Annotated in this window: 27 protein-coding genes; 10 read left to right on the top strand and 17 right to left on the bottom strand. The window is 59.8% G+C overall.

The window, feature by feature from the left end:
- Positions 1 to 46 precede the first annotated feature (46 nt).
- From motA to K328_RS0103045, 3 genes are all read left to right on the top strand, one after another.
- Positions 47 to 907, top strand: a complete 861-nt coding sequence (gene motA / locus K328_RS0103055; protein ID WP_028464710.1) for a flagellar motor stator protein MotA — start codon at positions 47 to 49, stop codon at positions 905 to 907.
- Positions 908 to 988: 81 nt separating this feature from the next.
- A complete protein-coding gene (locus K328_RS0103050) occupies positions 989 to 2,044 on the top strand; it encodes a flagellar motor protein MotB (RefSeq protein ID WP_028464709.1) in 1,056 nt (351 codons plus the stop codon).
- Positions 2,045 to 2,053: 9 nt separating this feature from the next.
- On the top strand, positions 2,054 to 2,782 hold the full coding sequence (locus K328_RS0103045) for an arginyltransferase (protein WP_028464708.1): 729 nt from the start codon (positions 2,054 to 2,056) through the stop codon (positions 2,780 to 2,782).
- On the opposite strand, the gene K328_RS0103040 is transcribed toward K328_RS0103045, so the two are convergent.
- The 13 genes from K328_RS0103040 to folK all read right to left on the bottom strand — a co-directional run bounded on the left by K328_RS0103040 (position 2,779) and on the right by folK (position 14,801).
- A complete protein-coding gene (locus K328_RS0103040) occupies positions 2,779 to 3,228 on the bottom strand; it encodes a GNAT family N-acetyltransferase (protein WP_051284382.1) in 450 nt (149 codons plus the stop codon). The two genes, K328_RS0103045 and K328_RS0103040, sit on opposite strands and share 4 nt — an antisense overlap.
- 27 nt (positions 3,229 to 3,255) lie before the next feature.
- Positions 3,256 to 5,466: a DNA topoisomerase IV subunit A gene (gene parC, locus K328_RS0103035; protein WP_028464706.1), complete on the bottom strand. Its 2,211-nt coding sequence runs from the start codon at positions 5,464 to 5,466 to the stop codon at positions 3,256 to 3,258.
- A 102-nt stretch (positions 5,467 to 5,568) separates the two neighbouring features.
- Positions 5,569 to 6,318: a DNA repair protein RecO gene (gene recO, locus K328_RS0103030; protein ID WP_028464705.1), complete on the bottom strand. Its 750-nt coding sequence runs from the start codon at positions 6,316 to 6,318 to the stop codon at positions 5,569 to 5,571.
- Entirely contained in the window at positions 6,305 to 7,078 is a 774-nt protein-coding gene (locus K328_RS22335; protein WP_051284380.1) for an ion transporter, read from the bottom strand. Before K328_RS22335 ends, recO begins: the two co-directional genes overlap by 14 nt.
- A 136-nt stretch (positions 7,079 to 7,214) precedes the next feature.
- Entirely contained in the window at positions 7,215 to 8,141 is a 927-nt protein-coding gene (gene era, locus K328_RS0103020) for a GTPase Era (protein ID WP_028464704.1), read from the bottom strand.
- Complete coding sequence (gene rnc, locus K328_RS0103015; protein ID WP_028464703.1) at positions 8,134 to 8,808, bottom strand: ribonuclease III; 675 nt, start codon at positions 8,806 to 8,808, stop codon at positions 8,134 to 8,136. The genes era and rnc overlap by 8 nt, the downstream gene beginning before the upstream one ends.
- A 7-nt stretch (positions 8,809 to 8,815) precedes the next feature.
- A complete protein-coding gene (lepB, locus tag K328_RS0103010) occupies positions 8,816 to 9,532 on the bottom strand; it encodes a signal peptidase I (protein ID WP_028464702.1) in 717 nt (238 codons plus the stop codon).
- A 131-nt stretch (positions 9,533 to 9,663) separates the two neighbouring features.
- Entirely contained in the window at positions 9,664 to 10,086 is a 423-nt protein-coding gene (gene acpS, locus K328_RS0103005; RefSeq protein WP_028464701.1) for a holo-ACP synthase, read from the bottom strand.
- A gap of 9 nt (positions 10,087 to 10,095) precedes the next feature.
- A complete protein-coding gene (locus K328_RS0103000; RefSeq protein ID WP_028464700.1) occupies positions 10,096 to 10,851 on the bottom strand; it encodes a pyridoxine 5'-phosphate synthase in 756 nt (251 codons plus the stop codon).
- A complete protein-coding gene (locus K328_RS22330) occupies positions 10,848 to 11,405 on the bottom strand; it encodes a DUF2062 domain-containing protein (RefSeq protein WP_051284378.1) in 558 nt (185 codons plus the stop codon). Before K328_RS22330 ends, K328_RS0103000 begins: the two co-directional genes overlap by 4 nt.
- Positions 11,406 to 11,555: 150 nt before the next feature.
- The gene (locus K328_RS0102990) at positions 11,556 to 13,703 is read right to left on the bottom strand and encodes a RelA/SpoT family protein (RefSeq protein ID WP_028464699.1); all 2,148 of its coding nucleotides are present in this window, start codon (positions 13,701 to 13,703) and stop codon (positions 11,556 to 11,558) included.
- Between the two features lie 108 nt (positions 13,704 to 13,811).
- Positions 13,812 to 14,204, bottom strand: coding sequence for a DNA-directed RNA polymerase subunit omega (rpoZ, locus tag K328_RS27120; protein ID WP_028464698.1), 393 nt, complete (start codon positions 14,202 to 14,204; stop codon positions 13,812 to 13,814).
- Positions 14,205 to 14,297: 93 nt separating this feature from the next.
- Positions 14,298 to 14,801, bottom strand: coding sequence for a 2-amino-4-hydroxy-6-hydroxymethyldihydropteridine diphosphokinase (gene folK / locus K328_RS0102980; RefSeq protein ID WP_028464697.1), 504 nt, complete (start codon positions 14,799 to 14,801; stop codon positions 14,298 to 14,300).
- 202 nt (positions 14,802 to 15,003) lie between these two features.
- On the opposite strand from folK, the gene K328_RS0102975 reads away from it, so the two are divergent.
- Complete coding sequence (locus tag K328_RS0102975) at positions 15,004 to 15,660, top strand: LabA-like NYN domain-containing protein (protein ID WP_028464696.1); 657 nt, start codon at positions 15,004 to 15,006, stop codon at positions 15,658 to 15,660.
- A gap of 20 nt (positions 15,661 to 15,680) precedes the next feature.
- Positions 15,681 to 16,331: a uracil-DNA glycosylase gene (locus K328_RS0102970; protein ID WP_028464695.1), complete on the top strand. Its 651-nt coding sequence runs from the start codon at positions 15,681 to 15,683 to the stop codon at positions 16,329 to 16,331.
- Positions 16,332 to 16,335: 4 nt separating this feature from the next.
- Here the strand turns inward: K328_RS0102970 and smpB are convergent, their stop codons facing one another.
- Together smpB and dapA are read right to left on the bottom strand one after the other, a co-directional pair.
- On the bottom strand, positions 16,336 to 16,806 hold the full coding sequence (gene smpB / locus K328_RS0102965) for an SsrA-binding protein SmpB (protein ID WP_028464694.1): 471 nt from the start codon (positions 16,804 to 16,806) through the stop codon (positions 16,336 to 16,338).
- A 41-nt stretch (positions 16,807 to 16,847) separates the two neighbouring features.
- Positions 16,848 to 17,723, bottom strand: coding sequence for a 4-hydroxy-tetrahydrodipicolinate synthase (gene dapA, locus K328_RS0102960; protein WP_028464693.1), 876 nt, complete (start codon positions 17,721 to 17,723; stop codon positions 16,848 to 16,850).
- 295 nt (positions 17,724 to 18,018) lie between these two features.
- Here dapA and K328_RS22325 point away from each other — a divergent pair, with 295 nt between their 5' ends.
- The 3 genes from K328_RS22325 to K328_RS0102945 all read left to right on the top strand — a co-directional run bounded on the left by K328_RS22325 (position 18,019) and on the right by K328_RS0102945 (position 21,996).
- Positions 18,019 to 20,139 (top strand): lytic transglycosylase domain-containing protein, encoded by a 2,121-nt coding sequence (locus tag K328_RS22325; protein ID WP_051284376.1) that lies wholly within the window; start codon positions 18,019 to 18,021, stop codon positions 20,137 to 20,139.
- Between the two features lie 6 nt (positions 20,140 to 20,145).
- The gene (locus tag K328_RS0102950) at positions 20,146 to 20,844 is read left to right on the top strand and encodes a haloacid dehalogenase type II (RefSeq protein WP_028464692.1); all 699 of its coding nucleotides are present in this window, start codon (positions 20,146 to 20,148) and stop codon (positions 20,842 to 20,844) included.
- 150 nt (positions 20,845 to 20,994) lie between these two features.
- Positions 20,995 to 21,996, top strand: coding sequence for a threonine ammonia-lyase (locus tag K328_RS0102945; protein WP_028464691.1), 1,002 nt, complete (start codon positions 20,995 to 20,997; stop codon positions 21,994 to 21,996).
- Positions 21,997 to 22,044: 48 nt separating this feature from the next.
- Here the strand turns inward: K328_RS0102945 and K328_RS22320 are convergent, their stop codons facing one another.
- On the bottom strand, positions 22,045 to 22,551 hold the full coding sequence (locus K328_RS22320) for a bactofilin family protein (protein ID WP_051284374.1): 507 nt from the start codon (positions 22,549 to 22,551) through the stop codon (positions 22,045 to 22,047).
- Positions 22,532 to 23,998, bottom strand: coding sequence for a M23 family metallopeptidase (locus K328_RS26970; RefSeq protein ID WP_028464690.1), 1,467 nt, complete (start codon positions 23,996 to 23,998; stop codon positions 22,532 to 22,534). The genes K328_RS22320 and K328_RS26970 overlap by 20 nt, the downstream gene beginning before the upstream one ends.
- 186 nt (positions 23,999 to 24,184) lie before the next feature.
- On the opposite strand from K328_RS26970, the gene K328_RS0102930 reads away from it, so the two are divergent.
- Positions 24,185 to 24,814, top strand: coding sequence for a hypothetical protein (locus K328_RS0102930; protein ID WP_028464689.1), 630 nt, complete (start codon positions 24,185 to 24,187; stop codon positions 24,812 to 24,814).
- A gap of 118 nt (positions 24,815 to 24,932) precedes the next feature.
- Positions 24,933 to 26,189 (top strand): sarcosine oxidase subunit beta family protein, encoded by a 1,257-nt coding sequence (locus tag K328_RS0102925; RefSeq protein WP_028464688.1) that lies wholly within the window; start codon positions 24,933 to 24,935, stop codon positions 26,187 to 26,189.
- Position 26,190: the final 1 nt, after the last annotated feature.

Genomic DNA, 26,190 nt, shown 5'->3' with positions numbered 1-26,190 from the left:
TCTCCCGAAATACGTTCTGGGACCATTACCCGGTGGAGAGCGTTACATGCTGGTGATCATTGGTTGGATCGTCGTTATTGTCTGCGTGATCGGCGGATACATGGCCATGGGCGGAAAACTTGGACCGCTTTGGCAGCCGTTTGAACTCGTCATCATCGGCGGCGCTGGCGTCGGCGCATTTATTTGCGCAAACCCCAAACACGTTCTAGGCCAGGCCGGACGAGGTTTTGGCGCGGCTCTGAAAGGCCCGAAATACTCTAAAGACGATTATCTCGAACTGCTTAGCCTGATGTACGCGATCTTCAAGCTCGCAAAGACGAAGGGCATGTTGGCGATTGAATCACATATCGAGAGGCCGGAGGACAGTTCGCTCTTTCAGGCTTTCCCCAAGTTTTCGTCCGATCACCACGCACTCGATTTCCTCTGCGATTATCTCCGGATGATGACGCTCGGCACCGATAACCCGCACGAGTTGGCTGACCTCCTCGACGAGGAGCTTGAGACACACCATGCCGAGGACGCGTCGGTTGCCGCCGCTTACCAGACAATGGGAGACGGCTTCCCGGCTCTGGGTATCGTCGCGGCCGTGCTTGGCATCATCAAGACCATGGGGTCGATTACCGAACCGCCGGAAGTGCTCGGCAAGCTTATCGGTGGCGCTCTGGTGGGAACCTTCCTCGGCATTCTGCTCGCCTATGGCTTCGTGAGCCCCTTGGCGGCGACCATGGGGACGACCCTTAATGCTGATGCCAAATACCTTGGCTGCATCAAGGCCGGGCTGCTCGCCCACGTCTCGGGCTATGCCCCGGCCGTCTCGGTAGAATTCGCTCGCAAGACGCTTATGTCCAAGGACCGCCCCTCCTTCTTCGAGGTTGAGGAAGCTGTCGCGGCCTTGCCTCCGGTCTAGCACGGACCGATATCTGGCACGCAGAATGCAACAGGCGGCCAAGAGTCATTCTAGCCGCGCGCCGAACGGGAACGAGAAAGCTTGGACAACCACGCCAGCATAATTATCAAGAAGGTCAAAAAGGGTGGCCATGGCGGTCACCATGGCGGTGCCTGGAAGGTTGCCTATGCCGACTTCGTGACCGCAATGATGGCCTTCTTCCTGCTCCTCTGGTTGCTGAACGCGACCACCGAGGAACAGAAGATGGGTATCTCCAACTATTTCGATCCAACAGCTATCTCACGCTCCACCCGAAGCGGTTCCGGCGGCGTCCTCGGGGGCACATCGATCACCGTGCCGGGCGCGCTGAAATCCGCCTCCTCCCCGCCAATGATAAGCACACCGCAAGTGGCACGCCCGCAGGCGGAAAACACGGAATCTCTTGATGCTGATTCGGACGATCCGGAAAACATCGAATCCCGCCTTGGCAGTGACGACGATGCCGAAGGCCTGATCAGCGCGGAGAAGCTGGAAAAGCTGCTGGAGGAACGGGAAGCCGCCCAGTTCGCCTCGGCTGAAAAGATGCTCCGCAAGGCGATCGAAGATTCAAACGATCCTGAATTGAAAGAGATCGCTGACAGCCTGCAAATCGATAATGCGCCTGAAGGTCTGCGCATCCAGTTGCTTGACCAGGAGAAGGTCGCCCTGTTCCCGCTCGGCAGCGCCGACATGTTCGAGCAGACCCGCAAGCTTCTGGCAAAAGTGTCCGAAATCATCAGCAAGCTGCCTAACAAGATCAAAATCTCCGGCCACACGGACTCCCGTCCTTTCCCCGAAGGCGCGACCTATACGAACTGGGAGCTGTCCGCCGACCGCGCCCTCTCCAGCCGGCGCGCGCTCATCGCCAATGGCATTCCGGGAGGCCGCGTCGCCCAGGTCGTCGGTATGGCCGATACCGATCCGATCGAGCCAAACGACCCGACCTCACCCAGTAACCGGCGGATCAGTATCGTTCTGCTGAAGCAGGATTTCAGCGATCAGGCCGCCGATGCGGTCGCGTCCGGACAGCCCGCGGTTCAGCCGCTCGAGACCACGCTTCCGCCGATCATCGCGCCCGACAATGGCTCGGCCCTGCCGCCAGTGCGATCCGGAGGCTAACCCCGACGCATGTTTGACAATCTTCGCGCCCGCCCTCTCGCGTTCTTCCATACGCTGCCCATGCCATGCCCCTATCTTCCGGGCAAGACCGAGCGGCGCCTGATCGCGGACATCTCGAGCCGCCGTGGCCAGCTTGCGCACGATGCCCTGGCGAAGGCCGGATTTCGCCGCACTCAACACCTGACCTACCGGCCAGCCTGCCCCGGCTGCAACGCCTGCCATCCGGTCCGGGTCCGCTGTGCCGATTTCCGCTGGTCCAGGACCTTTCGGAAGCTGCTGAAACGTAATGCTGACCTGACCGCGCGCCCGGTCCAGTCCATCGCCACACGTGAGCAGTACCGATTGTTCCAGGCCTACCAGCAAGGCCGGCACGGTGACGGTGAGATGGCGATGATGGATTTCGCGGACTATGCGGAAATGGTCGAGCGCTCGCCTATCGAGACCTACCTGATCGAGTATCGCGATGCCGCCCAGGAGCTGGTGGCAATCATGCTGGTGGACGAACAGGAAGACGGCCTGTCCGCCGTCTACAGTTATTTCGATACAGCGGACGCCACGCGTGGCTTCGGCACCTATATGGTGCTTGACCTGATCGAGCGGACGAAAGCGCGCGGACGCAACTATGTCTATCTCGGCTACTGGATCCCGGACTGTCGGAAGATGGCCTACAAGACCAAGTACCGGCCTTATGAGCTGCTGACACCGGAAGGCTGGATTGAAGCCAGCCCGGAAGGCTAGTCCGCGAGCTTCTTTGCCATGTCGACGATAAAATCTCCAGGGCGCCTTGATGTCGTCCGCTCTCCCGTGACGATATAGCCGAGACGGCGATACAACTCGATATTCCGCGTCATTTTCCGGTTGGTATAGAGCCGGATCTCCCGATGACCTCGCTCAGCCCCCATACGTTCGGCGAATGCCAGCATTTTTGCGCCCAGTCCATGTCCCTGGAACACCGGACCTACCGCGACATTGAAAACCGTCCAGTCCGCCGCATCGGGTTCCATCTCGACAACCGCACAGACAGAGCCGTCTTCCGCCATCGCGACCCAGGCCAACCCGGCCCTGATGAAACGCCCGTGATCAGCGTTGACGGGCATAGGCGTCCCGCCGATCACCGCAATCCATGAAAGATAAGCGTCGCGCGTAAGTGCCTCGATCGCCACTTCATCCGTAGGGACGGCCATCCGAATTGGATACTCCGCCCCCATGGTTCAGGTGAACCGCGCAGGCCTCGGAAAACCGTTCGGCGGCATCTTGCCGGCACCGGCCCGCTTGCCACGCCAGGTGGTCAGGTCGGTCTCGGTACGAGTCCGGCCGCCGGTCTGCTCCCAGCTCAACCCCTCTTCCGCCTTCAGGAAAGTCACGTCGCCGAGCTTTCCGTCCTTGTAGCGCTGCAGAATCACGCCCTTGCCGCGGGCCATTTCCGGCACTTCCGAGGCCTCGAAGACCAGCAGTTTTCGGTTGGTACCGACAATGGCGATCAGCTCTCCCTCGACCGGCAGACAAATCTGCGCCTTGGCGCCTGTGCCCGGATTGAGCACCTGCTTACCTGCCTTCTTCTGAGCAAGAAGATCGTCGGAGTTCACGATAAAGCCACGACCGTCACTGGAGGCGAGCAGCAGGCGCTGCCCCTTGCGATGCGGCAGGATATCGACGATCTCCTCGTCGTTATCGAGGTCGATCATCAGACGCAATGGCTCACCGTGACCACGGCCACGGGGCAGCTTGTCCGCCGTGATCGTGAAGAAGCGGCCGTCGCTGGCAAAAATCAGAATCCGGTCCGTGGTTTCCGCCCGTATCAGGAACTTGCCCTCGTCGCCTTCCTTGAACTTCAGATCGGCATCGTCCGCGATATGGCCCTTCATGGCGCGGATCCAGCCTTTTTCGGAGCAGATGATGGTAATCGGCTCGCGCTCGACCATCGCTTCCATCGGAACTTCGACATCGGACGGCGCGGCACCGATTTCGGTCCGGCGGCGGCCAAGCTCGGTCTGCTTGCTGAAGGTACGGCGGATCTCGCTGATCTCTCCCGCTACCGTCTTCCAGCGTTTGCCTTCATCTTCCAGCAGGGCCTCGATTTCCAGCTTCTCCGCCGTCAGTTCCTCAAACTCCTTGCGGAGTTCGATTTCTTCCAGCTTGCGCAGGCTCCGCAACCGCATATTGAGAATGGCTTCGGCCTGACGCTCGGTCAGCTCGAAACGGCGGATCATCTCTTCTTTCGGATGATCCTCCTCGCGGATGATGCGGATCACCTCATCGATATTAAGAAAGGCGACCAGATAGCCGGCGAGCACTTCCAGCCGGTCTTCGATCTTGCCGAGACGGAATTTAGAGCGCCGGATCAACACTTCATGGCGATGATCCAGATAAGCCCGCAGCGTTTCCGGCAAGGACATGACGCGCGGTGTCTGGTCCGCATCAAGGACGTTGAGATTCAGGCTGAACTTGATTTCAAGGTCGGTGAATCTGTAGAGACTCTCCATCAGGACAGCCGGGTCGACATTGCGGTTCTTCGGCTCCAGTACAACCCGGACGTCCGCCGCCGACTCGTCGAGAATATCCCCGAGCAATGCCAGTTTTCGGGCTTGCATCAGCTCCGCCATCCGCTCGATCAGGCGTGACTTCTGAACCTGATACGGGATCTCGGTAATGACGATCTGATAGGTGCCGTTCTTGAGCTTCTCGACCTCGTATTTGGCTCGGAGCCGGAAGCTGCCGCGACCTGTGCGGTAGGCCTCGATCACAGCCGCGCGGTCTTCCACCAGCATGCCGCCGGTCGGGAAGTCAGGGCCCGGGATCATATCAACCAGCGTCTCGATGCGAGCTTCCGGATACTTGATCAAATGCAGCAGCGCGTCGCAGAGTTCTTCCACATTGTGCGGTGGAATGTTGGTCGCCATACCGACCGCAATACCCTGCGACCCATTCGCCAGCAGGTTCGGGAAAGCGGCCGGAAGCACCAGCGGCTCGCTGCCTTCTCCGTCATAGGTCTGGCGAAAATCAACCGCGTCCTCGTCGATACCGCGCAACAACAGCTCCGCAACTGCGGTCATGCGCGCTTCCGTGTAGCGCATGGCCGCAGCGTTATCGCCGTCGATATTGCCGAAATTCCCTTGCCCGTCGACCAGCGGATAACGAACGGCGAAGTCCTGCGCCAGGCGGACCATTGCATCGTAGATCGCCGAGTCGCCGTGCGGGTGGAACTTACCCATCACGTCGCCGACCACGCGGGCGGATTTCTTGAAGGCGTCGTCCGGAGAGAGCCGAAGCTGGCGCATGGCGAACAGCAGACGCCTGTGCACAGGCTTCAGTCCGTCGCGCACATCCGGCAGCGAGCGGGACATGATCGTCGACATGGCATAGGCGAGGTAACGTTCGCTCAGCGCCTCGGCAAGGCCGGTATCCCGAATGTCAGGTAGCATGGATCTTGTGGACCTTCATGAGTCTGGACGCCAGATATTGTATGCGAGCCCGCTTCCCGTTCCAAGTCCGCAGACACGGTCTAAGCACAAAGCCGGGTATTTTCAACCAATCGGTTCGGCCCCCGCGGACGACTCGATCCGGTCCCGGAAGCGGGTCCGCGATGCCGGGCTCTGCTCACCCTGGGTATTGAACAGATGCTTCTCCAGAAAGTGGCCGGTCAGGTCCAGCCCCTTCAGAAGATCCGTCATCGCTCCGTCACCCCGTCCGATCAGGAAATCCGGCATGGCCAGAAGCTTTTCCCGATAGGGTTCGCCCGCCGAGAGGGAAACAGCACGTCCGGTTCGCGGGCTGACATAGGCAAGTTCGTCATTGGTGCCGGTTGCCGCACAGCTCGCAAGGTCGAGCCCGTAGCCGAGCTCCGCCAGCACGCCAAGCTCCCAGCGGACATAGACAGCAACCCAGAGATCGCCGAGCGCTTCGTTGCGCATGGCATGGATCAGGGCCTGAAGCCCGGCATGGACCGCTGGATGCGGCTCTCGCTCCGGCAGGGCCCGGTCGGCAACGGCGCAGGCAGCAGCAAGGCCGGATAATTTCAGCGGATCGTCGAACAGATCGGCGGCATGGCTTTCATCCAGCTCCAGGGAATAGCTCCCGAGCTGCTCCGCCAAACGGGCCTGCCAAACCGCACGCACCGAATTGCCAGGCTGCAGCATTCCCTTGTGCCGGGCCGACGCACCACCGCGCATCAGGCCGGCATGGCGCCCATGCGCCACGGTCATCAGTGTGACAATAGCCGCGCTTTCGCCATGCGGCCTGACCGACAGAACAATTCCTTCGTCAGTCCAATCCACTCTGATGCCTTTCGCTTTCCGGCCCAGGACCGGCAGCAGCCTCATCCCGGCCCCGGCGCGCCTTGCGCTCCTGGTAGGCGGTCGAAAGCGCGGAAGCGAGAATACCAGCTGGCATGGCAACGAGCCCAATGCCGGAAAGAGCAACGAGGCCAGCCAATATCTTGCCAATTGTCGTGGCCGGGTAGACATCGCCATAGCCGACAGTTGTCAGTGTCGCGATGGCCCACCACATCGCACGCGGAATACTGCCGAATGCCTCGGGTTGCACGTCCCTCTCCGCAACGTAAAGCAAGGTCGCCGCAACAATCATCATCGCCAATGCAATAAGGCTACTGAAGGCCAATTCGTACCGCCGATCGACAATGCCGTGCCAGATCTGACGTGCCGCAGTGGTAAACGGCCCCGTCCGCGCCAGTGTAAGCACGCGGAACAGGCGCATCAGGCGCAATACGTAGAATGCCGTTCCATCAACAGAGTCGACGAAAGGAGCGAGCAAGAACGGTGTGACAGCTACCAGATCGATCAAGGCAACCGGTGTCAGAGCATATCTGCAACGCCCAATGAGCCCCGCATACTCCTTGCGCTCCCCAGCAGACCAGAGTCGCGCCAGATACTCCGTTACGAACAGCCATCCGAAGAACTGCTCCAGAGTGATGAAGAGCATCGGTGCTCCGGAACGAATTGTCGGTTCCGTTTCCAACACCACCGCAGCAACGGACACCAGGATCGCGACGATCAGGGCCCTGTTCGCAAACGACATCGTGTGCCCCGGTCGGGCTTCAATGTCGAGCTGCCGCCAAATCTGGTAACGAAGGCTATCCACAGGGCCTACCTAAGCGCATTGAGAAAATCGTCCCTAAGAACGCCCACAAACACCCATTCGCCGCAATAAAGTTTCAGGCGTTCGGATCCAGGCCCCAGTCACGATAGCGTTCCGGATCATCGATCCAGTTCTCGCGCACCTTCACGAAGAGAAAGAGATGAATGCGCTTGTCGAATATTTCCTGCATCTGGCGGCGGGCGGCTGCACCGATGGCCTTCACCATTGATCCGCTTTTGCCAAGCACGATCTTTTTCTGCCCGTCGCGCTGCACGTAAATCACCTGATTGACGACCGCACTGCCGTCATCCTTCTCGACCCAGCTCTCGGTTTCAACCGTCGACGAATAGGGCAGCTCCTGATGCAGCCGGTTGAACACTTCCTCGCGGGTGATCTCGGCTGCCAGCAGACGCAGCGGCAGATCCGTCACCTCGTCCGGCGGATAGAGATAAGGGCCCGCCGGCATCCGGTCCGCGAGATATTTCAGCAGGTCATCACAGCCGTCGCCATTCTCGGCCGAGATCATGAAGGTTTCTTCTGCAATACCGGTTTCAGCGAGCTCCGCTGCGAAGGGCAGCAGGGTTTCGCGAGCCGTGTCATCGATCTTGTTAAGAACCAGAATGATCTTGCGTTGAGACTTTTTAAGCCCCTCGATGATGCGCTGCGTGTCCTCGTCGACTTTTTTACGGGAGGCATCGACCATGAGGACGACAAGATCCGCGTCGCCCGCGCCTTCCCAGGCAGCGTGCACCATGGCCCGGTCGAGCCGGTGCTTCGGCTCGAAAATGCCCGGCGTGTCGACAAATACGATCTGGGTCTCGCCATGCATGCAGACACCGCGGATACGCGTGCGTGTGGTCTGTACCTTGCGGGTGACGATGGAGACCTTGTAACCAACCAACCGGTTAACCAAAGTAGATTTTCCGGCATTCGGCGCGCCCACAACGGCGACAAATCCCGCCCGTGTTCCGATGTCAGTGCCGTTTGCCTGTGTATCAGCCATTCAGTTTCGCAATCATCTTGCCTGCTGCATCCTGTTCGGCGATGCGCTTCGATTTACCGGACCCAGTCGTCTCGCCGTGCCCCTGGACAGAGACTCTGATCGTGAATTCCGGGGCGTGAGCCGGGCCGTCCCGGTTAACGGTATCATATGTCGGGAGCGGAATTTTCCGCGCCTGCACCCATTCCTGCAGCGTTGTCTTGGCATCCTGCGGCGGTCGCAACTCCGCTTCAACGAGCGGGTTCCAGCCCTGCAGAATAAACCGTCTGGCCGCTTCCAGGCCGCCATCTAGATAGAGCGCCCCGATGACCGCTTCCATGGCATCGGAAAGGATCGTCTCGCTTTCCCGCACGCCCGCTTCGGTCTCGCCACGGGAGACAATCAGAAATCGCCCAAGGCCGATCTGCCGCGCGATCTCGGACAGAGCTTCGCGCCTGACAAGGCCGACATGTCGTTTTGCGATCGCCCCTTCCCGCTCATGCGGGAAGCGGTCCAGCAGATGCTCGGCCATGATCAGGGCCAGCACGCGGTCGCCAAGGAATTCCAACCGCTCGTAAGCATTCCAAGCCCGCGGCTCTGCGCTCGCGTGCGTTACTGCCCGGCGGAGAACGTCGGTGTGGCCGAAAGTGTGGCCAAGAATTTCCTCGAGTTCTGCGAGATCGGCTTCCATATGTTGGTTACTCAATGACTTTGAACAACCTGCTAAATCTGGTGGCAAACGGCCAGTTCCACACCTCGTACCATCGCGTGCTTCCGTCAGTCGAGAAGAACAGGATCTCAGCACGTCCGACAAATTTATCAACCGGAACCATACCAACAGAGCTGTCGCGGCTGTCGAGCGAATTGTCCCGGTTATCGCCCATCATGAAGTAAAAGTCTTCGGGGATCTGGAACTCTTCGGTGTTATCGAGCTGCGCCCGGTTGCCCATGGCTTCCAATATCCGATGCTCGACACCGTTCGGCAGGGTCTCGATAAACTGCGGAATGGACGCCATTCGGCCATATGGATCGGTCATTACATAGTCTTCGACCCGCCGCCGTTCGACCATCTCGCCGTTGATATAGAGACGGCCCTGCTTCATCTGCACCCGGTCGCCCGGCAGGCCAATCACACGCTTGATATAGTCCGTAGCCTCATCCGTCGGCTTCTTGAAGACAGCGACGTCGCCGCGCTCGGGCGCGGTAAACAGGACGCGACCTTCGAACAACGGCGGAGAGAACGGAAGAGAGTGCCGGCTGAATCCGTAGGACGGCTTGGAGACGAACAGATAATCACCAACGAGCAAGGTCGGGAACATCGACCCGGACGGTATATTGAATGGCTCGTAAGCAACGGTTCGGAAGCCAACGGCAATCAGGATTGCGTAGACGAGCGTCTTGATGAATTCCCGCATGATACTCCAGGGGGCGCGGTGAAGATATTATCAGAACAAGTCTGGACGACGGGGTACATCGTCAGCTGTCCGCGGTTGCGGGCGGCAAGGCGCCATGTATGCCGGATTCCCGAGAATACGGCAAGCGACGCCTAACCTCCCAAATTCTCCCTCAAACCCGGCGCTTCGGCGGAAATGACGACAAAAGCCTGCGCCATCGGCGGCTCGTCCGTCAGCGACAGATCGACGCGTGCGACGAGACCGCCCGGCGTGATCTGCTGCAAACGAGCCGCAGCGGTACCGCTAAGCTCAAAAGACGGCTTTCCCGAGGTATCGTTGACGACTTCGAGCTCACGCCACTGGATACCCGGGCGATCCGTTTCTCCAAGAGCTTTCCAGATAGCTTCCTTGGCCGCAAAGCGCTTCGCGTAAACTGCGGCCCGGTTGGCCTTTCTATCGGCACGGGCGCGCTCGCCGTCAGTAAAAATACGGGCCAGAAAGCGGTCTCCAAAGCGGTCGATTGACCGTTCGATACGGGTGATGTCGACCAGGTCGCTACCGATGCCAAGGATCATGTGTCGACCTCAGGCCCCAACCCGGCCTGTCGCGCCGGCCCGGGCGTTATCCATCAGGGACCGCATGCGCCGGATGGCACTGTCGAGGCCGCTGAAAATCGCCTCCCCGATCAGGAAATGCCCGATATTCAGTTCATGGAACTCCGGGATCTCGGCAACTGGTGCGACCGTGTCAAAGGAAAGACCGTGTCCGGCATGCATTTCCAGGCCGCGCTCGGCGCCGTAACGGGCGGCTTCCCGAAGACGTTCCAGATGGGCCGCTCGCGCAGCCTCGCCTTCCGCCTCGCAATAGGCGCCGGTATGAAGCTCCACGACCGGCGCACCAAGCGCCACCGCCGCATCGATCTGCCGCTTGTCCGCTTCGATGAAAAGCGAGACCCTGATGCCCGCCTCTTTCAGCGCATCGCAGTAGCGGGTCAGATGATTATGCAGACCAGCCGCGTCCAGACCGCCTTCAGTGGTCACTTCCTCGCGCTTCTCCGGAACGATACAGGCCGCGTGCGGCTTGTGGCGGAGCGCGATGTCGAGCATCTCGTCGGTCGCCGCCATCTCGAAGTTCAACGGGAGGTCGATCTCGCGCGTCAACCGCTCGATATCGGCATCGGAAATGTGCCGGCGGTCTTCGCGCAGGTGCGCCGTAATACCATCCGCGCCGGCTTCAGCCGCAAGACGGGCCGCACGCACCGGGTCTGGATGGGCACCGCCCCTGGCGTTCCTGATCGTCGCCACGTGATCGATATTAACGCCAAGCCGCAAATAACTCATTGGCTTCCCGCTCCCTGCTCAGAAACCCTGCCATCAACAGGTAGTCTCTCTGCGTCCGCACTCTTCCGGGCCACCGCATCGTCCCGCCGTTCCGTCCGTCGCCTCCGATAACCCTCGATCAGGCCAAGCAGTGGCAAATAGAGGAGGAACCAGACAGCAATCGCTGTCGGCACGCTACCGACAACCATTGTGAACAGTAGATCTACACTTTGCCCCAACGACTCTCCGGAAATGATCCCAAGGAAAAAGTCCAAGGTCAATTTCGGCGGCTCCACGCCTTCGGGAGTGCCGACGATCCAGCTGCCCACCTTGAAGATCCAGAGCCAGATGAAAGGAAACGTCCAGGGATTGCCGATCGCCGTGCCGATCGCCGAGGCCAGGATATTGGCCCGGATGCTCCAGGCGAAAAGTCCCGCGAGAATGAAATGCAGCCCGATCAACGGCGTGAAGGACGCAGCGGCGCCGCACGCAAAGCCCGCGGCGATGCTGTAAGGCGTCCCCGGCATGCGTCCCAGCCGGTGGCCCATATAGCGCCACAGCCGGCCGAACCCCATCCGCGGCCAGATAAATTGACGAATCCTGGAGGCAGTACTCACTGCCTGCCGGCGTTTAAACATGTACGCCGAACCTTTCCTCTGTTCACGCTCATCGTACCGTTGGAAACCCCGTGCCACCGGGATATCGGCACTTCTAACTTATGTGGGTCAGCCGCGCGCCCGATCCACCGAATTTATCACCGGTGTCGCACGCAAGGCTGCGATTATTTCCGTCAGGTGCCGAACATCGGCCACCTCGACATCGATATAGAGTTCGAAGAAGTCGGTCGAGCGATTGACGAGCTTCAAGTTGATTATGTTGCCACGGCTCTTGCCGATCACGGTCGAAAGGGCGCCGAGGCTGCCGGGCTCGTTCGCCAGAACGATATCCAGCCGGCCGACATGCATGTCGGTTTCACTGTCCAGATCCCAGGAAACATCGAGCCAGCGTTCCGGCGTTGAATGGAAGTTCTCCAGCGTATCACAGTCGATTGTATGGATCGTGACCCCCTTGCCCGTGGTCACGATACCGACGATACGCTCTCCGGGAAGCGGGTGGCAGCAACGTGCATAATGCACGGCCATTCCAGGGATCAGGCCTTTGAGAGGCACCGCGTCGGGACTGCCCTTGCGGGCTTTTGCCCGCGCCCGGGTAATCGGCACGACATTCTGTTTGTCCGGCGCCGGCAGGGTTTCCGGAACTGCTGCGTGCAGCACCTCACGGTCGCTCAGTACGCCCTCGCCAACACCAGCGAGCAGATCCTCGACAGTTTCCACGTGGAACTTGCCGACAACGCCTTCCAGTGTTTTTTCGGAGTACTTCTGAGCTTCCTGACGAAATGCCTTCTGCATGATGGCACGGCCAAGGTCGGCGAACTGTTGGCGCCTCTGCAAGCGGACGAAGCGGCGTATCCGGGCCTTCGCCTTGCCGGTGACGACGAACTGCTCCCAGGTCGGAGACGGCGTTGAGTTTTTCGACGTCGAAACCGCGACCTGGTCGCCATTCTTCAGCGCCGTGGTCAGCGGCATCAGACGATCGTTGATCCGTGCACCGACACACCTGTCGCCGACTTCGGAATGCACCGCGTAAGCGAAATCGACCGGCGTAGCACCGCGTGGCAGGGAGATCAGATCTCCCTTCGGCGTGAAGCAGAAGACCTGATCCTGATACATTTCGAGCTTGGTGTGCTCAAGGAACTCCTCCGGTCCGGAAGCATGCTCCAGGATCTCCAGAAGCTCCCGTATCCAGCGATATTTCTTGCCTTCCCGGCTATACGCCGGATCTTCCTTGTAGACCCAGTGCGCGGCAACGCCGAGCTCGGCGACCTCGTGCATATCCCGGGTCCGGATCTGGATCTCGATCCGCTTTTTGAGCGGACCGATAATCCCGGTATGGAGCGATTGATAGCCGTTCGGCTTGGGCGTGCTGATATAGTCTTTGAAGCGCCCCGGGATCACTGGGTACTTGCCGTGCAGAGCTCCAAGCAATTGGTAGCACTCGCCGGCATTCTCGACCACGAGCCGAAAGGCCATGATGTCGGAGAGCTGCTCGAAACCAACGTCCTTGCGCTGCATCTTCAGCCAGACCGAATAGGGCGATTTCCGCCTCCCGGAAATCTCCGGCTCGATCTCTACGCTCGCAGCGGTTTCCCGCAAGCCTTCCATCACTCGCTCTACGGTGTCGCTGCCTTCATCATAGAGGTAGTCGAGACGGGTCAGGATCGATGTCCGCGCATCCGGATTAAGCTCGGCAAAGGCGAGATCTTCCAGCTCGTCCCGCATGGACTGGATACCGATGCGCTCGGCCAGCGGCGCGTAGATATCCATGGTCTCGGCAGCGATCCGACGGCGCTTGTCCTCGGATTCTATGAAATGCAGTGTCCGCATATTGTGGACCCGGTCCGCCAGCTTTACCAGCAGGACACGGATATCCTCGCTCATGGCGAGGACGAGCTTGCGGAAATTCTCCGCCTGCTTGGTTCGGTCGGATTGCAGTTCGATCCGCGTCAGTTTGGTGACGCCATCGACCAGCCGCAAAATATCCTCGCCGAAGAGGCGCTTGATATCCTCGGGCGTTGCATCCGTATCTTCGATGGTGTCGTGCAGCAGCGCGGTGATGATGGTGCTGGTATCGAGCCGCATGTCGGTCAGGATGCCGGCGACTTCGAGCGGATGGGAAAAGTAAGGGTCGCCCGACGCCCGCTTCTGCGAGCCATGCATCTTCATGGCATAGACGTAGGCGCGGTTCAGCGCGTCCTCGTCCATGCCCGGGTCATAGCTTTTAACCCGTTCGACCAGCTCGTATTGCCGGATCATGAGTGCCCCCGCGCGCGATACGCGACCGCGCTCACGGCGTCGTCAGGTAGGAATAAAGGCCCCGGTCCGAGCCTCCGGTTCAGGCAAGAGAAAAGCCTATTCGGCTTTTCAGTCGCGTCCGAGGGCCTCTTCATCGATGTCCTCGAAACCGGCGCTTGCGCCCTCTTCCTTGGCAGACTGGATCTGCATGCCCAACGCGTCTGCGGCTTCCTCGACGGCAGCTCCGCCATCGGCTTCGAGCGCGCTCATATCGTCTTCTTCCGGACCGTCATCCTCGACAACACGCTGCAGGCCGCGCACCAGCGCTTCCTGAAGATTGCCGAGATCAACGGTCTTGTCTGCGATTTCACGCAGCGCAACAACCGGGTTCTTGTCATTGTCGCGGTCGACGGTCAGCTGTCCGCCAGCGGAAATATCCCGCGCGCGCTGGCCGGCGATCATTACAAGATCAAACCGGTTAGGAATTTCCAAAATGCAGTCTTCAACCGTGACCCGTGCCATGGGTGTCCGTCCCGTTCAAAAAGATACCGGAAAGAGGAATATATATTGGCTTGCACCCTCCGGAGCAAGTCAAATAGGTCAGGAAATGCACCCTTACCCGTCAGAGCCGAGCAACCGGACCGTCTGGTCGGGATCAAGGGCCGCAACCAGACTGTCTATCGTAGCGCCACTGACGGGATGTCGCCAGTCCGGCGCGAGGTCGCGCAAGGGGTAAAGAACGAAAGCCCGCTCATGCAATCGCGGATGCGGCAGGTTGGGTCCGTCACTGCGGTCACGGACCTCCCCGCGAAAATCCAGAAGATCCAGATCTATGACCCGTGCGGCATTGACCACGCCGCGAACCCTTCCATATTCGTCTTCCATGGAATGCAGTTTTGCCAGCAACGTTGCCGCATTATGATCGGTCTCCACACGATAGACGGCATTCACGTACCAGGGCTGGTCAGAAAGAGGCACCGGCGCACTCTCATACCAACGGGATACGCCGACCGATACGACACCCAGCTTGCCAAGGTCTGCCATGGCGGCCTCCAGCGTCTCCCGCGGCGACAAAAACTTCGCGCTCGGGAGATTGGCCCCAACCCCCAAATAAATCATGGACATCATTCCATTGATGCTTTAACGACACCGAGATTAATGTGACTTTGAACTTTTCGCTTATCCAGCTAGATTTGAAAACAATATACAATTGATTGACAGTCAAGACATCAATTCTACAACCGCAAATTACTTGTACAATTGATGGCTTGTTGTTCTATTGAACGCGCTGGAAAAAAAATAAAAACAAAGGGATTATTTGATGCATTTCTATCCTCAAGAAAAAACCGGCCTCTTCATTGACGGCGCAAACTTGTATTCCGCAGCACGTTCGCTCGGGTTTGACATCGATTACCGAAAATTGCTGACCGTTTTTGCTGACGAATGCCGACTTGTCCGTGCTTTCTACTATACCGCACTGATCGAGGACCAAGAGTATTCGCCGATCCGGCCGCTCGTCGACTGGCTGGACTATAACGGCTACACGATGGTCACCAAACCGACCAAGGAATTCACCGACGCCTCCGGGCGCCGGAAAATCAAAGGCAACATGGATATCGAGCTTGCCATCGATGTCCTCGAAATGGCCGAACATCTCGACCACGTCGTGCTGTTCTCCGGCGATGGTGATTTCCGCCGTCTGGTTGAGGCCGTGCAACGCCGGGGCGTGCGGGTCACCGTCGTCTCGACCGTGAAGTCACAACCGCCGATGATCGCCGACGAATTGCGCCGGCAGGCCGACCATTTCCTTGAGCTGAAGGATTTCCAGGAAAAGATCGCCCGTGCCCATCAGGGCCCTCGCCCGGTGCGCCCGCAGCAGGATGAATTCGAAAACGGTGTCGAGGATGACCTCGATGACGATGATTACGAGGACGATCTCGACGAAGCGGAAGTGACGCCGCGGCGCCCGAACTACTGAGCCCAGCCGGGGCGGCCCCCATGACCCTATCGATATCCAGTCTAGAAGAGCCGGGCCGTGAGTGCCCGCTGTGCCCGAGGCTTGTGGAATTCCGCCAAGGCAACCGCGAGAAATTTCCGGACTGGCATAACGGTCCGGTTGTCTCGTTCGGGCCGAAGGATGCATCCTTCCTGATCGTCGGACTGGCGCCAGGGCTGCGCGGAGCGAACCGGACAGCCCGTCCGTTTACCGGCGATTATGCCGGCGACCTGCTGTACCAGACACTGGAACGGTTCGGCTTCTCCGAAGGGACATATCAGAGCGAGGGCGGCGATGATCTGAAACTCGTCGATTGCCGTATCACCAATGCCGTACGCTGCGTGCCGCCGGAGAACAAGCCGATCGGCGCCGAAGTGAAAGCCTGCGCACCGTTTCTTCAAATGGAACTTGCCGGCCCCCGGCGGGTCGTTCTTGCGCTCGGCGGCCTCGCCCATGGGGCCGTGCTGTCAGGGCTCGGCATTCCGAAGAGCCGCTTCAAGTTCGGGCATAATGCCGTACATGAGCCGGGAGCAAATTTTGCCCTTGTGAATTCCTACCACTGCTCACGCTACAACACGAACACGGGCAAGCTGACTGAAGCCATGTTCGAAGATGTGTTCAATACAATCAGGGGCCTACTGGACACACGTTGATGCGTCAGTTCTTTTCGCGCATCAGGCGGGCCTTGTCGCGCTGCCAGTCCCGCTTCTTTTCCGTTTCGCGCTTATCCATCTTCTTTTTGCCCGTCGCGATCCCGATGGATATCTTGGCAATGCCGCGATCATTGAAATAAAGCCGCAGCGGGATGAGCGTTGCCCCCTCTCGCTGAATCAAACCAAGCAGGCGGTCCCGCTCCTTGCGGTGCACGAGCAAGCGCCGCGGTCGGCGCGGTTCATGATTGAACGGCTCCGCGGCCGGATATTCCGGAATATGCACATTGAAGAGGGTCAGCTCGCCGCCGTCCTGGCCAGCATAGGATTCACCGATGCTGGCCTTGCCGTCGCGCAGGCTTTTCACTTCGGAGCCGGTCAGAACGATCCCGGCTTCGATTGTGTCCTCAATAAAGTAGTCGTGCCGCGCACGACGGTTCTGGGCGATCAATCCGTCGCCTGAATTCTTGCCCGCCATGGGAGTTTTCCTTCAACCGCCGGGCAGGCCCGGCCCGCTGATCAGTTCAGCAGACCGGCATGCCGCAGAGCGGATTCCACTTTTTGTTTGCTGCTGTCAGCGATCTCGCAGATCGGCAGACGCGCGGTCGGCTCGCAGATCCCGAGCAGGCTCGCCGCATATTTCACCGGTCCCGGGCTGCTTTCGCAGAACAGGGCCTGATGCAGCGGGGACAGCCGGTCATTGATAGTCATGACCGTATCGAGATCGCCCTTGCCCCACGCCCGGTGCAGTTCCGACAACGGTCCCGGCGCGACATTCGCCGTCACCGAGATGCAGCCGTGACCGCCCTGGGAGAGAAACGGCACAACGGTCCCGTCCTCTCCGGTCAGCTGGGAGAAATCCGGTCCGATCGCGAGCCTGGTTTCCATCGGACGCGTGCCATTGGCCGTCGCATCCTTCACGCCGACGATGTTCGGCAATTCAGCAAGCAGCTTCATGGTCTCGACCGTCATGTCGACGATGCTGCGCCCGGGGATATTGTAGATCACGATCGGCAAATCAACCGCATCGGCGATTGCCTTGAAGTGCAAGTAAAGGCCTTGCTGGGTCGGCTTGTTGTAGTAAGGCGTAACAATCAGCGCCGCATCCGCACCGGCTTCCTTGGCGTGCCGGGTCAGCTCGATGGCTTCCTCGGTCGAGTTCGAACCGGTACCGGCAATCACCGGGATCCGGCCAGCCACCTGATCGACACAGATTTCAACAACCTGCTTGTGCTCGGCATGGCTGAGAGTCGGGGACTCGCCGGTGGTTCCCGTGGGGATCACACCGTCCGTACCCTGCTCGATCTGCCAGTCGACAAGTTTTCGGAACGCGGCCTCGTCGACCGCGCCGTCTTTGAACGGCGTGATCAATGCTACCAGGGATCCCTTGAACATTGGATTTCCAGCATTGTAGGCCACGTCTCGTCTCCTGCCGTTTTTGGCTGTTTCCTCGAAAGACGGGGACCATACGCTCACCTTCGCGGAGGAACAAGAACTTGCGTTCCATACGGGGGTATTTGCGTCGGCCTGTTGGAAATAAGACGCAGCCCCACTTTGTCCATAGCGAGTGGTGACTTAGCGTAAGGCAGGTTTCCTGCTATCATACTTTCTGGCACGCAGACTCCACACTGGACACCCCGGTCGGACGGTCCGCGTGCAACCTGTAGCGGCGGGGGAATAGACACTGCGAATGCTGTTCCGATTTGGATCGATCTCATGTGCGGTCCTGGCCGGTGTTGGCGTCCTGATGGGCGCTCTTTGGGCCATGGCCGGAAGTCAAAGCCACGCCGCCGCACCCGTTCCTGAAATCCGCCCCGTACTATCCGTCCCGCCGCTCCCTCTTGTCAGGCCACGGAACCTGCTGGTTCCAAAGAACAGCACGGCCGCCTATCGGCGTGCCTTCGCGCTCGCCTCGAAAGGGAAGTGGAGTGCCGTCGCGGAAATCGCCCGCGAGCCGACCCGGCCCGAGCTTGAAACGGCTCTGACATGGCTGCGGCTCCGTGATCCGGAAAGCGGCGCCAGCTTCGAGGAGATTGCCAGCTTCCTCAAGGCGCACCCGGGCTGGCCCGACCGCTGGAAGATGATTTCACGCGCCGAGTATCTGATGCCGGATGATCTGCCGGTCACTACGCAGAAAAGCTGGTTCACTGAGATCACGCCGCAAACCGCTGCCGGCCGCCTGAAATATCTGAAGACACTGGAAAACGACGCGGATCGCGCTGATCTGATCGAGAAAGCGCGCTCCTACTGGCACGAAACGCCATTCGGTGTGTCGGACCACCGGGCCTTCCTGAAGCGGTACAGGTCTTTGCTCAGCGCGGAGGACCATTGGATCCGCCTTGATCGGATGCTGTGGCGCGGATTCACTTCCTCCGCCCGCCGGGTCCTCCCACTGGTCGCCAAAGGCCAAAGAAATCTCGCTCTCGCGCGTATTCAGTTGCGCACACAGTCTCCTGGCGTCGATGGGGCTATCAATCGTGTTCCCGACAATCTGCAATCGGATCCGGGCCTGCAATACGAGCGGCTGCGTTGGCGTCACCGCAAGGGCCGCAAGGACGACGCCCTGGAACTCCTCTGGTCTGTACCATCGGAACAGCAGTTCCCCGCCCTCTGGTGGCGGGAGCGCTCACGACAAATTCGCTACGCGCTGGACGACAATCGCGAGGAAGACGCCTACCTGCTCTCCGCCGCGCACATCCAGCATAGCGGCCTGAGTTTCGCCGAGGCCGAGTGGCATGCCGGCTGGATCGCGCTTCGGTTCGCCGCCAAACCCGCCGAAGCTCTGCAAGCCTTCGAAAAACTCTATAAAGGCGTCAGCACCTCCATCAGCCTTGCCCGAGCCGGCTATTGGGCCGGACGGGCAGCAGAGACAGCCGGGCAAAAGACGCAGGCTCGCAACTGGTATCGCCGTGCAGCGGAAAACCCCGCGACCTTCTATGGCCAGCTTGCTCAGGCTCGCCTTAGCACAGATGAATTCCGGCTTCCCCGCGAACCGCAACCGGCACCGGAAGAGCGAACGGCCTTTCGCCAAACGACCCTGGCGCAAGTTGCCGCCGCGCTCGGACGTATCGGTCAGGACGATCTGGCGCGCGACTTCGTCACTCATCTCTCACGCCTCGCCGACAGCGGGACACAGGCGGTCCTTGTGGCGCAGCTTGCCCGCGAGCTTGGCTATCTGGATATCACGGTAAAGGCCGCCCGGACTGCCGCCCGTAAGGGCATTGTTCTGACACAGACAGGGTATCCGACCCGCTATGCAACAGAGCACGGCCCTCTGGAGCCCGCCCTGATGCTGGCCATAATCCGTCAGGAAAGCGGGTTCGACACGAAAGCTCAAAGCCGTGCCGGAGCGCGCGGTTTGATGCAATTGATGCCGGCGACAGCCCGGCAGGTTTCGAAAACCGTCAAGCAGCGCTATTCGGCGAAGCGGCTGACAGCCGACCCCTATTTCAACATCCGGCTCGGCAGTGCCTATCTCTCCGGCCTGATCGACCGTTTCGGCGGCAACTACATACTCGCGATCGCCGCCTACAATGCGGGTCCCGGCAATGTGAACAAATGGATGCGGGAGCGCGGAGATCCGCGCAGCGACGAGGTCGACGTCATCGACTGGATCGAGCGTATTCCGTTTGGGGAAACCCGGAACTATGTCCAGCGCGTGCTTGAAGGACTGGTGGTCTACCGGGCCCGGCTCGGGCGTCACAGTCCCGTGATCTCCTGGGATAAAGTCTCCCCGCGCGATGTGTGGTGCGTTACGGCTTGCGGCGTTCTGCTGGATGCCCATCAGGCTTCTGCGCTCACAAGGGAGTAAAACTCAATGTCGGGAAATCCGTCCTTCGCAGGCATAAAGGCCTGCGTCTTCGATGCCTATGGCACCCTGTTCGATGTTCATTCCGCCGTCGCGCAATGCCGCAGCCAGTTTCCGGATCCGGATAAACAGGCCGACAGGACATCGGAGATCTGGCGCACAAAGCAGCTTCAATACACATGGCTCCGGGCTCTGCAGAACCGCCATGTCGATTTCTGGCAGGTGACCGGCGACGCACTCGATTTCTCGCTCGAATCCGTTCTCGGGAACCTCGGCCCCGCCGGTCTGCGCGACGCTCTCCTGAACAGCTACCTCACCCTCGACGCCTATCCTGAAGTGCTTGGCGTTTTGAAGGACCTCAGGGACCGGGGTCTGAAGACGGCGATCCTATCGAACGGCTCGCCGGAGATGCTGGAGCGGGTATGTGAAAAGTCCGGTGTCGGCGCCTTGATGGACGCCGTCCTGTCGGTAGAGGAGGTTGGTATCTACAAGCCGCATCCGTCGGTCTACCAGCTCGCCGTCGACCGGCTCGGTATTCATGCGGATCACATCTCTTTCCAGAGCTCGAACGCCTGGGACGCGACCGCCGCCTCGGCCTTCGGCTTCAAGGTCGCCTGGATCAACCGGTTCTCCCAGGCCCCGGAGCGGCTACCCGGGACACCGGATGCGGAACTCCGGACTCTGGATGAGCTGCCGCCCTTGCTTTGAGACACCCGTCCGACTGCCCCCGGCCGACTGATTGAAACGGTGACAATCACAGCGTTGCACCGACGACCGGGCACTCCTATCGTCAGCATGAACCGGTCCGCATATTCATAGCGCCTCGCGGACCGGTCTTTAAGACAGGAGAGAGACCAGATGAACGAGCTTGCTTCAACGCACCTCGCAGCCCCCGTTTTCGCCGATATCGAAGCCGCTGCCACACGCCTGAAGGGCGAAGTGGTACGCACGCCCATGCTGGAAGCGCCCCTGCTGAACGAGAAGCTCGGTGGCCGCCTGCTGGTCAAACCTGAATGCCTGCAACGCACGGGCTCCTTCAAGTATCGCGGCGCCTTCAACCGGCTCTCCCTGATCCCGGAGGCAGACCGGGCGCGGGGTGTGCTCGCCTATTCCTCCGGTAACCACGCCCAGGGCGTCGCCCATGCGGCAAGTCGGCTTGGTATCAAGGCAAGCATCATCATGCCGGAAGATGCGCCGGCGATGAAAATCCAGAACACCAAGGACTACGGCGCCGAAGTCATTCTCTATGACCGCTATAGCGAGAACCGGGAAGAGATCGGACAGCGGATCGCCGCCAAGACCGGTGCGACGCTGGTGCGTCCCTATGACGACCCGGGCGTGATCGCCGGACAGGGCACCATCGGTTTGGAAATCGCGGAACAGGCGGCAGAAGCCGGTGCGGCGCTGGATGCGGTGATCGTCTGCTGCGGCGGCGGCGGCCTTGTATCGGGGACCGCACTTGCGCTCCACAATGTCGCGCCGGGCGTCGCGGTCTATTCAGCCGAGCCGGAGAATTTTGACGACATGGCCCGCTCTCTCGCGAGCGGGAAACACGAGAGCAATGATCCCGCAGCGCGTTCCATATGCGACGCCATCGTGACGCCGACACCGGGAGAGATCACCTTCAGCCTCTGCAAGCCGCTGTTGGCTGGCGGTCTCGCTGTCAGCGACGAGGAAGCGCTCGACGCGATGGCGGCGGCATTCCGTTATCTGAAGATCGTGGTAGAGCCCGGAGGGGCAGTTGCGCTTGCTGCTGCTCTCAGCGGCAAGATCGACATGCAGGGCAAGAATGTCGCAGTCGTCTGTTCAGGCGGGAACTGTGATTCCGAAATGTTCGCGCGGGCACTGGCGCGCTCATAAGCCGTATTCTGAAGGATCGGGCAGCGAGAGCGCCGCCCGATCTAAACGTCACACAAGAGCGTGGGATTCTTTGTCCTTGGCGTCGGAAACCGTTGCCGTAGCGGTTGCCGGTTTTGCCCCGCCAACAACACTTGGGGAAGCCAGTTCCGGCTTCGCGCCAATCCGCTCCAGCGCTTTTTTCTCCACCGGCTTTTCGTCCGGGAAATGCCGGCAATTGCCTTCGAAGAAGGCGCCTGGTTCGATAGTCAATCGTTCCTGAACAACGTCGGCAATAACGCGTGCCGTCTTGCTCAGCGTTACATGACGGGCCTTGACCTGCCCCGTCACGGCACCTGCGATGACGATGGCATCGGCCTCGATCGATCCGCGAACAACAGCCGTTGAACTGATCGTCAGCTTCTTGCTGGTGATGTCGCCCTCGACCGTACCGTCGACCTGCATGTCGCCGTCACTCACGAGATTGCCATTGACCACAAGATCCGCGCTCAGGATCGAAGGCGCGGCCTGCTTCTGCGGTGCCTGCTGCTGACCGCGACTATCCTTTTTTTGAAACATATCGTCCCGCCTTGAGAAAGTTACGCGGATTCATCGGCTTGTTCTTGAAGCGAACTTCATAATGCAAATGCGGCGCCGTGCTTCGACCGGAAGAGCCCATCCGGCCAACCACTTCGCCCAGGCCGACCGTCTGGCCGACTTTCACTGCGATACTACTTAAATGCGCGTATCGGGTCGTAATATTATTTCCGTGGTCGATTTCGACGATCCGTCCGTAGAAAGCCTCACGGTGCGCACGGATAACCTTTCCGGGCGCCGCCGCCATCACTTCCTGTTTGCGCGGTCCGGACAGATCCAGGCCCGCATGCAATGCCCAACGCTTGTTGATCGGATCTTTTCGCCGGCCAAATCCGCTGGTGAAGTAATAGTCCTTCATCGGCACGATCAACGGAACGGACAAATAGACATCCCGGAGTTGCTCCCACCGGGAAAGCCTCAATTCCAGCTGCGATTCCAGCGTATCCGATTCCGAACGTTCCACCTGAAGTTCCGGATGGTAAGGAATGAAGGGACCGCCCTGGCCCATGATCATGCCTTCAGGCATTGGCGCGATGCGCTCCAGATCGAGTCCCGTCTTCTGCAAGACGGCTTCAACAGCATGGATATTACTGAGCGCCCGTTCCGAAATCGCTTCCAGCCGGTTCCTATGCTCATCGTCAACATCGGTGAGCCGCGCTTCCAGAGAGGAAATCCGGGTCCGCAATGAGTCGTTTTCGGACGTTACCGAACTCCGCTCAAGCATGACCGTTCTGAGATCCGAGCGGAGGTGCGAGATTGTTTCGGCGAGATGATCTCTCTGTGCCACGGATTCAGCGAGTTCATTGTTCAGGCGCCAGAGGCGTCCGTCCAGTTTCTCGCGCTCCGCCGCGATCTCGTTCTTCTCGGCTTCAAGCGTTTCGAGATGAGTGCGCAGATTGCTGATATGCGTTTCAAGACCGTTATTCTTGCCCGTCATGCGGCGCAACTCACGACCAAGAAGGCTGAACTGGTCGTTGAGTGCCTTGCGTCCGGCATTGATCCGGTCGCGCTCCACCTGGGTATACCGCAGCCGGGACTCGGTCGTGGTCAGGTTGGTCCGCAAGCCTTCATTCTGGTCGAATAGCCGCTGCAACTGGCCCTGTGTCTCTTTCAGATCGCGGGTAATGGCGACCACGGAGAGCTGATAATCCGACACCTGATCAAGTAGCTGACGGTAGGAATCCTGACTGCGCTGGATGGCAACGTCTTTGCCCCGAAGCAGATCGTCCTGCATGTAAACGCCGACCGACGCGAAGCCGACCCAGCCTGCCGCCATCATCCACACAATAACGATGCCGACCTGCAATCGGGTACTGAGCGAGAAATAGCGGATCCGCGAATCGGACCGCAGGATTACCTCGCGCTCGCGGAAAAAATGGTTGATCCAGGCCGTTATGCTGCTTGCAAGCGAAGAGCTTTGCGTTTCCATACGCTTGTAGCCTTGAATATTGCGTCTGACATACGGCGGTAAGATTACCTGTCGGGCTGCCCCAAAGCAAGACAGGCAACACATTCAGACGGCATTGGCGGCAACCTGCGGAGCAATGGGCATAATAACCTTAAGTATGTTAAGAATTTATGCCGAAAGTGACCGCTAACAGGGTAGAATCGGGTTATGGATCGGGCGCAATGGGAAGCTGACCAGATTCGTGGCGTAGCACTCGCTCTGCGGCACTGGTTCGAGATCGCGGATACGGAAACGCGGATGCGGGAGCTTGGCATTCGCCCGGGCCCTGCACGCAAACCCGCAGCCGCCTCGGACAAGCGCTTGCAGGCATTTGCACTCACGGCCTTGCCGCCACAGATCGTCCGGCTCAAACCGGAAGCACCGGTTACCACGTTGCATTTACTGCAGATCGTCTATGACGACGGGATGATGCGGGCCGATCCATGGCGCTGGTGGTTCGCCTGGATCAGTATTGAAATGATCTCCCGTCTCGGCCCGGATCCGAGTGGCCGTCAGGTCAAAACCTTCATTCGCACAGACGAAAGCCTGCAATCCGTCCGTCATACCGCGGCGCGCTGGCTTGCCAGCAGTGAAGCCAGGGTCGATTACGTCAATCGGGAGTTCAAGGCACTTCTACGGCAGGCGCTCACCGATCAGGACGTTTCAGCCGATCAGGACTCGCTGATCGACCGGCTCGGTCAGCCCCTCGTGGTCTTCATCGAAGCGATGGCCGGTGAGGCCGGGCGGATCTCCGCCGGTATCACCGCACAACTGGCCGAACGGGTCGAACGGATGTAGCGGAATGCCTGCATGACGCAATTGCGCGACAGCAGGTCGTAATCTGGCTTTTCGTATTGCCGTGGCCGGTGCTAGGCATATCGGGTCATTTTCTAACGATCCGGCAGGCAATCCGCTCATGGCCGAATATTCCGTCTTCAGTCTGATCAAGAACGCGCTCAACGGGCATAAGAGCTGGCAGCGTGCCTGGCGCGACCCTGAGCCGAAGCCAAGCTACGACGTCGTCATCGTCGGTGGTGGCGGGCACGGGTTGGCCACCGCATTCTATCTCGCCAAAGTGCATGGCATCCGAAATGTCGCCGTACTCGAAAAAGGCTGGCTCGGCGGCGGCAATACCGGACGCAACACCACCATCGTCCGCTCCAACTACATGCTCGACGACAACGCCCACTTCTACGAGAAGTCTATGAAGTTGTGGGAAAATCTGAGCCATGAGCTGAATTTCAACGTCATGTTCAGCCAGCGCGGCGTTCTCAACCTTGCCCACTCAGACGGACAGATGGACCGCTTCGCCCGGCGCGGCAATTCCATGCGACTGAACGGCATCGACGCCGAATTGCTCGACCGGAAAGAGGTCAAGCGCATGGTGCCGTATCTCAACTACTCGGACGAGGCGCGCTTTCCGATCTATGGCGGATTGCTGCAGCCGCGCGGCGGCACTGCCCGACACGATGCCGTGGCCTGGGGCCTTGCCCGCGGGGCCGACCGGCTCGGCGTCGATATCATCCAGAATTGTGAGGTCACGGGCTTCAAGCGCACCGGCAACCGGATCGAGGCTGTCGAGACATCGCGCGGCACCATCGGCTGCGGCAAGATCGGTTTCGCCGTCGCCGGAAACACCGGCTACCTCGCCTCCAAGCTCGGCATGAAACTGCCGATCGAGAGCCATGTGCTGCAGGCCTTCGTCTCCGAGCCGCTGAAACCGCTGATCGACCATGTGGTGACCTATGGCGCCGGGCACTTCTATCTCAGCCAGTCGGACAAGGGCGGCCTGGTCTTCGGCGGCGATCTCGACATGTACAATTCCTACGCCCAGCGCGGAAACATGGAGACCATCGACCATGTCATGCGCGGCGGCATCGCCATGGTGCCCTCGCTCTCCCGTCTCCGGTTGCTGCGGCACTGGGGCGGCGTCATGGACATGTCGATGGATGGCAGCCCGATCATCGGCAAATCGCCGATCGACAATCTGTATCTGAATTGCGGCTGGTGCTATGGCGGCTTCAAGGCCACGCCGGGCTCCGGCTGGGTCTTTGCCCACACCATTGCCGAGGATGAGCCGCATCCGCTGAATGCCGGTCTCCGGCTCGACCGTTTCGAGCGCGGTCATATTCTCGACGAAGAAGCGACCGGCCCCGTGCCGGGGCACCATTAGG

Source organism: Nisaea denitrificans DSM 18348 (genome assembly GCF_000426505.1).
In the GTDB taxonomy this organism is placed as follows: domain Bacteria; phylum Pseudomonadota; class Alphaproteobacteria; order Thalassobaculales; family Thalassobaculaceae; genus Nisaea; species Nisaea denitrificans.
Note: the sequence above shows the minus strand (reverse complement) of the source record. Positions and strands in the feature narration are given on the sequence as shown.

What these genes read in the sequence shown, in the direction of transcription:
- motA (WP_028464710.1), top strand. Translation starts at nt 47, where the DNA reads ATGCTGGTGATCATTGGTTGGATCGTCGTTATTGTCTGCGTGATCGGC.
- K328_RS0103045 (WP_028464708.1), top strand. Translation starts at nt 2,054, where the DNA reads ATGTTTGACAATCTTCGCGCCCGCCCTCTCGCGTTCTTCCATACGCTG.
- K328_RS0103040 (WP_051284382.1), bottom strand. Translation starts at nt 3,228, where the DNA reads ATGGCCGTCCCTACGGATGAAGTGGCGATCGAGGCACTTACGCGCGAC.
- parC (WP_028464706.1), bottom strand. Translation starts at nt 5,466, where the DNA reads ATGCTACCTGACATTCGGGATACCGGCCTTGCCGAGGCGCTGAGCGAA.
- K328_RS22335 (WP_051284380.1), bottom strand. Translation starts at nt 7,078, where the DNA reads ATGTCGTTTGCGAACAGGGCCCTGATCGTCGCGATCCTGGTGTCCGTT.
- era (WP_028464704.1), bottom strand. Translation starts at nt 8,141, where the DNA reads ATGGCTGATACACAGGCAAACGGCACTGACATCGGAACACGGGCGGGA.
- rnc (WP_028464703.1), bottom strand. Translation starts at nt 8,808, where the DNA reads ATGGAAGCCGATCTCGCAGAACTCGAGGAAATTCTTGGCCACACTTTC.
- lepB (WP_028464702.1), bottom strand. Translation starts at nt 9,532, where the DNA reads ATGCGGGAATTCATCAAGACGCTCGTCTACGCAATCCTGATTGCCGTT.
- acpS (WP_028464701.1), bottom strand. Translation starts at nt 10,086, where the DNA reads ATGATCCTTGGCATCGGTAGCGACCTGGTCGACATCACCCGTATCGAA.
- K328_RS0103000 (WP_028464700.1), bottom strand. Translation starts at nt 10,851, where the DNA reads ATGAGTTATTTGCGGCTTGGCGTTAATATCGATCACGTGGCGACGATC.
- K328_RS22330 (WP_051284378.1), bottom strand. Translation starts at nt 11,405, where the DNA reads ATGGGGTTCGGCCGGCTGTGGCGCTATATGGGCCACCGGCTGGGACGC.
- K328_RS0102990 (WP_028464699.1), bottom strand. Translation starts at nt 13,703, where the DNA reads ATGATCCGGCAATACGAGCTGGTCGAACGGGTTAAAAGCTATGACCCG.
- rpoZ (WP_028464698.1), bottom strand. Translation starts at nt 14,204, where the DNA reads ATGGCACGGGTCACGGTTGAAGACTGCATTTTGGAAATTCCTAACCGG.
- folK (WP_028464697.1), bottom strand. Translation starts at nt 14,801, where the DNA reads ATGATTTATTTGGGGGTTGGGGCCAATCTCCCGAGCGCGAAGTTTTTG.
- K328_RS0102975 (WP_028464696.1), top strand. Translation starts at nt 15,004, where the DNA reads ATGCATTTCTATCCTCAAGAAAAAACCGGCCTCTTCATTGACGGCGCA.
- K328_RS0102970 (WP_028464695.1), top strand. Translation starts at nt 15,681, where the DNA reads ATGACCCTATCGATATCCAGTCTAGAAGAGCCGGGCCGTGAGTGCCCG.
- smpB (WP_028464694.1), bottom strand. Translation starts at nt 16,806, where the DNA reads ATGGCGGGCAAGAATTCAGGCGACGGATTGATCGCCCAGAACCGTCGT.
- dapA (WP_028464693.1), bottom strand. Translation starts at nt 17,723, where the DNA reads ATGTTCAAGGGATCCCTGGTAGCATTGATCACGCCGTTCAAAGACGGC.
- K328_RS22325 (WP_051284376.1), top strand. Translation starts at nt 18,019, where the DNA reads ATGCTGTTCCGATTTGGATCGATCTCATGTGCGGTCCTGGCCGGTGTT.
- K328_RS0102950 (WP_028464692.1), top strand. Translation starts at nt 20,146, where the DNA reads ATGTCGGGAAATCCGTCCTTCGCAGGCATAAAGGCCTGCGTCTTCGAT.
- K328_RS0102945 (WP_028464691.1), top strand. Translation starts at nt 20,995, where the DNA reads ATGAACGAGCTTGCTTCAACGCACCTCGCAGCCCCCGTTTTCGCCGAT.
- K328_RS22320 (WP_051284374.1), bottom strand. Translation starts at nt 22,551, where the DNA reads ATGTTTCAAAAAAAGGATAGTCGCGGTCAGCAGCAGGCACCGCAGAAG.
- K328_RS26970 (WP_028464690.1), bottom strand. Translation starts at nt 23,998, where the DNA reads ATGGAAACGCAAAGCTCTTCGCTTGCAAGCAGCATAACGGCCTGGATC.
- K328_RS0102930 (WP_028464689.1), top strand. Translation starts at nt 24,185, where the DNA reads ATGGATCGGGCGCAATGGGAAGCTGACCAGATTCGTGGCGTAGCACTC.
- K328_RS0102925 (WP_028464688.1), top strand. Translation starts at nt 24,933, where the DNA reads ATGGCCGAATATTCCGTCTTCAGTCTGATCAAGAACGCGCTCAACGGG.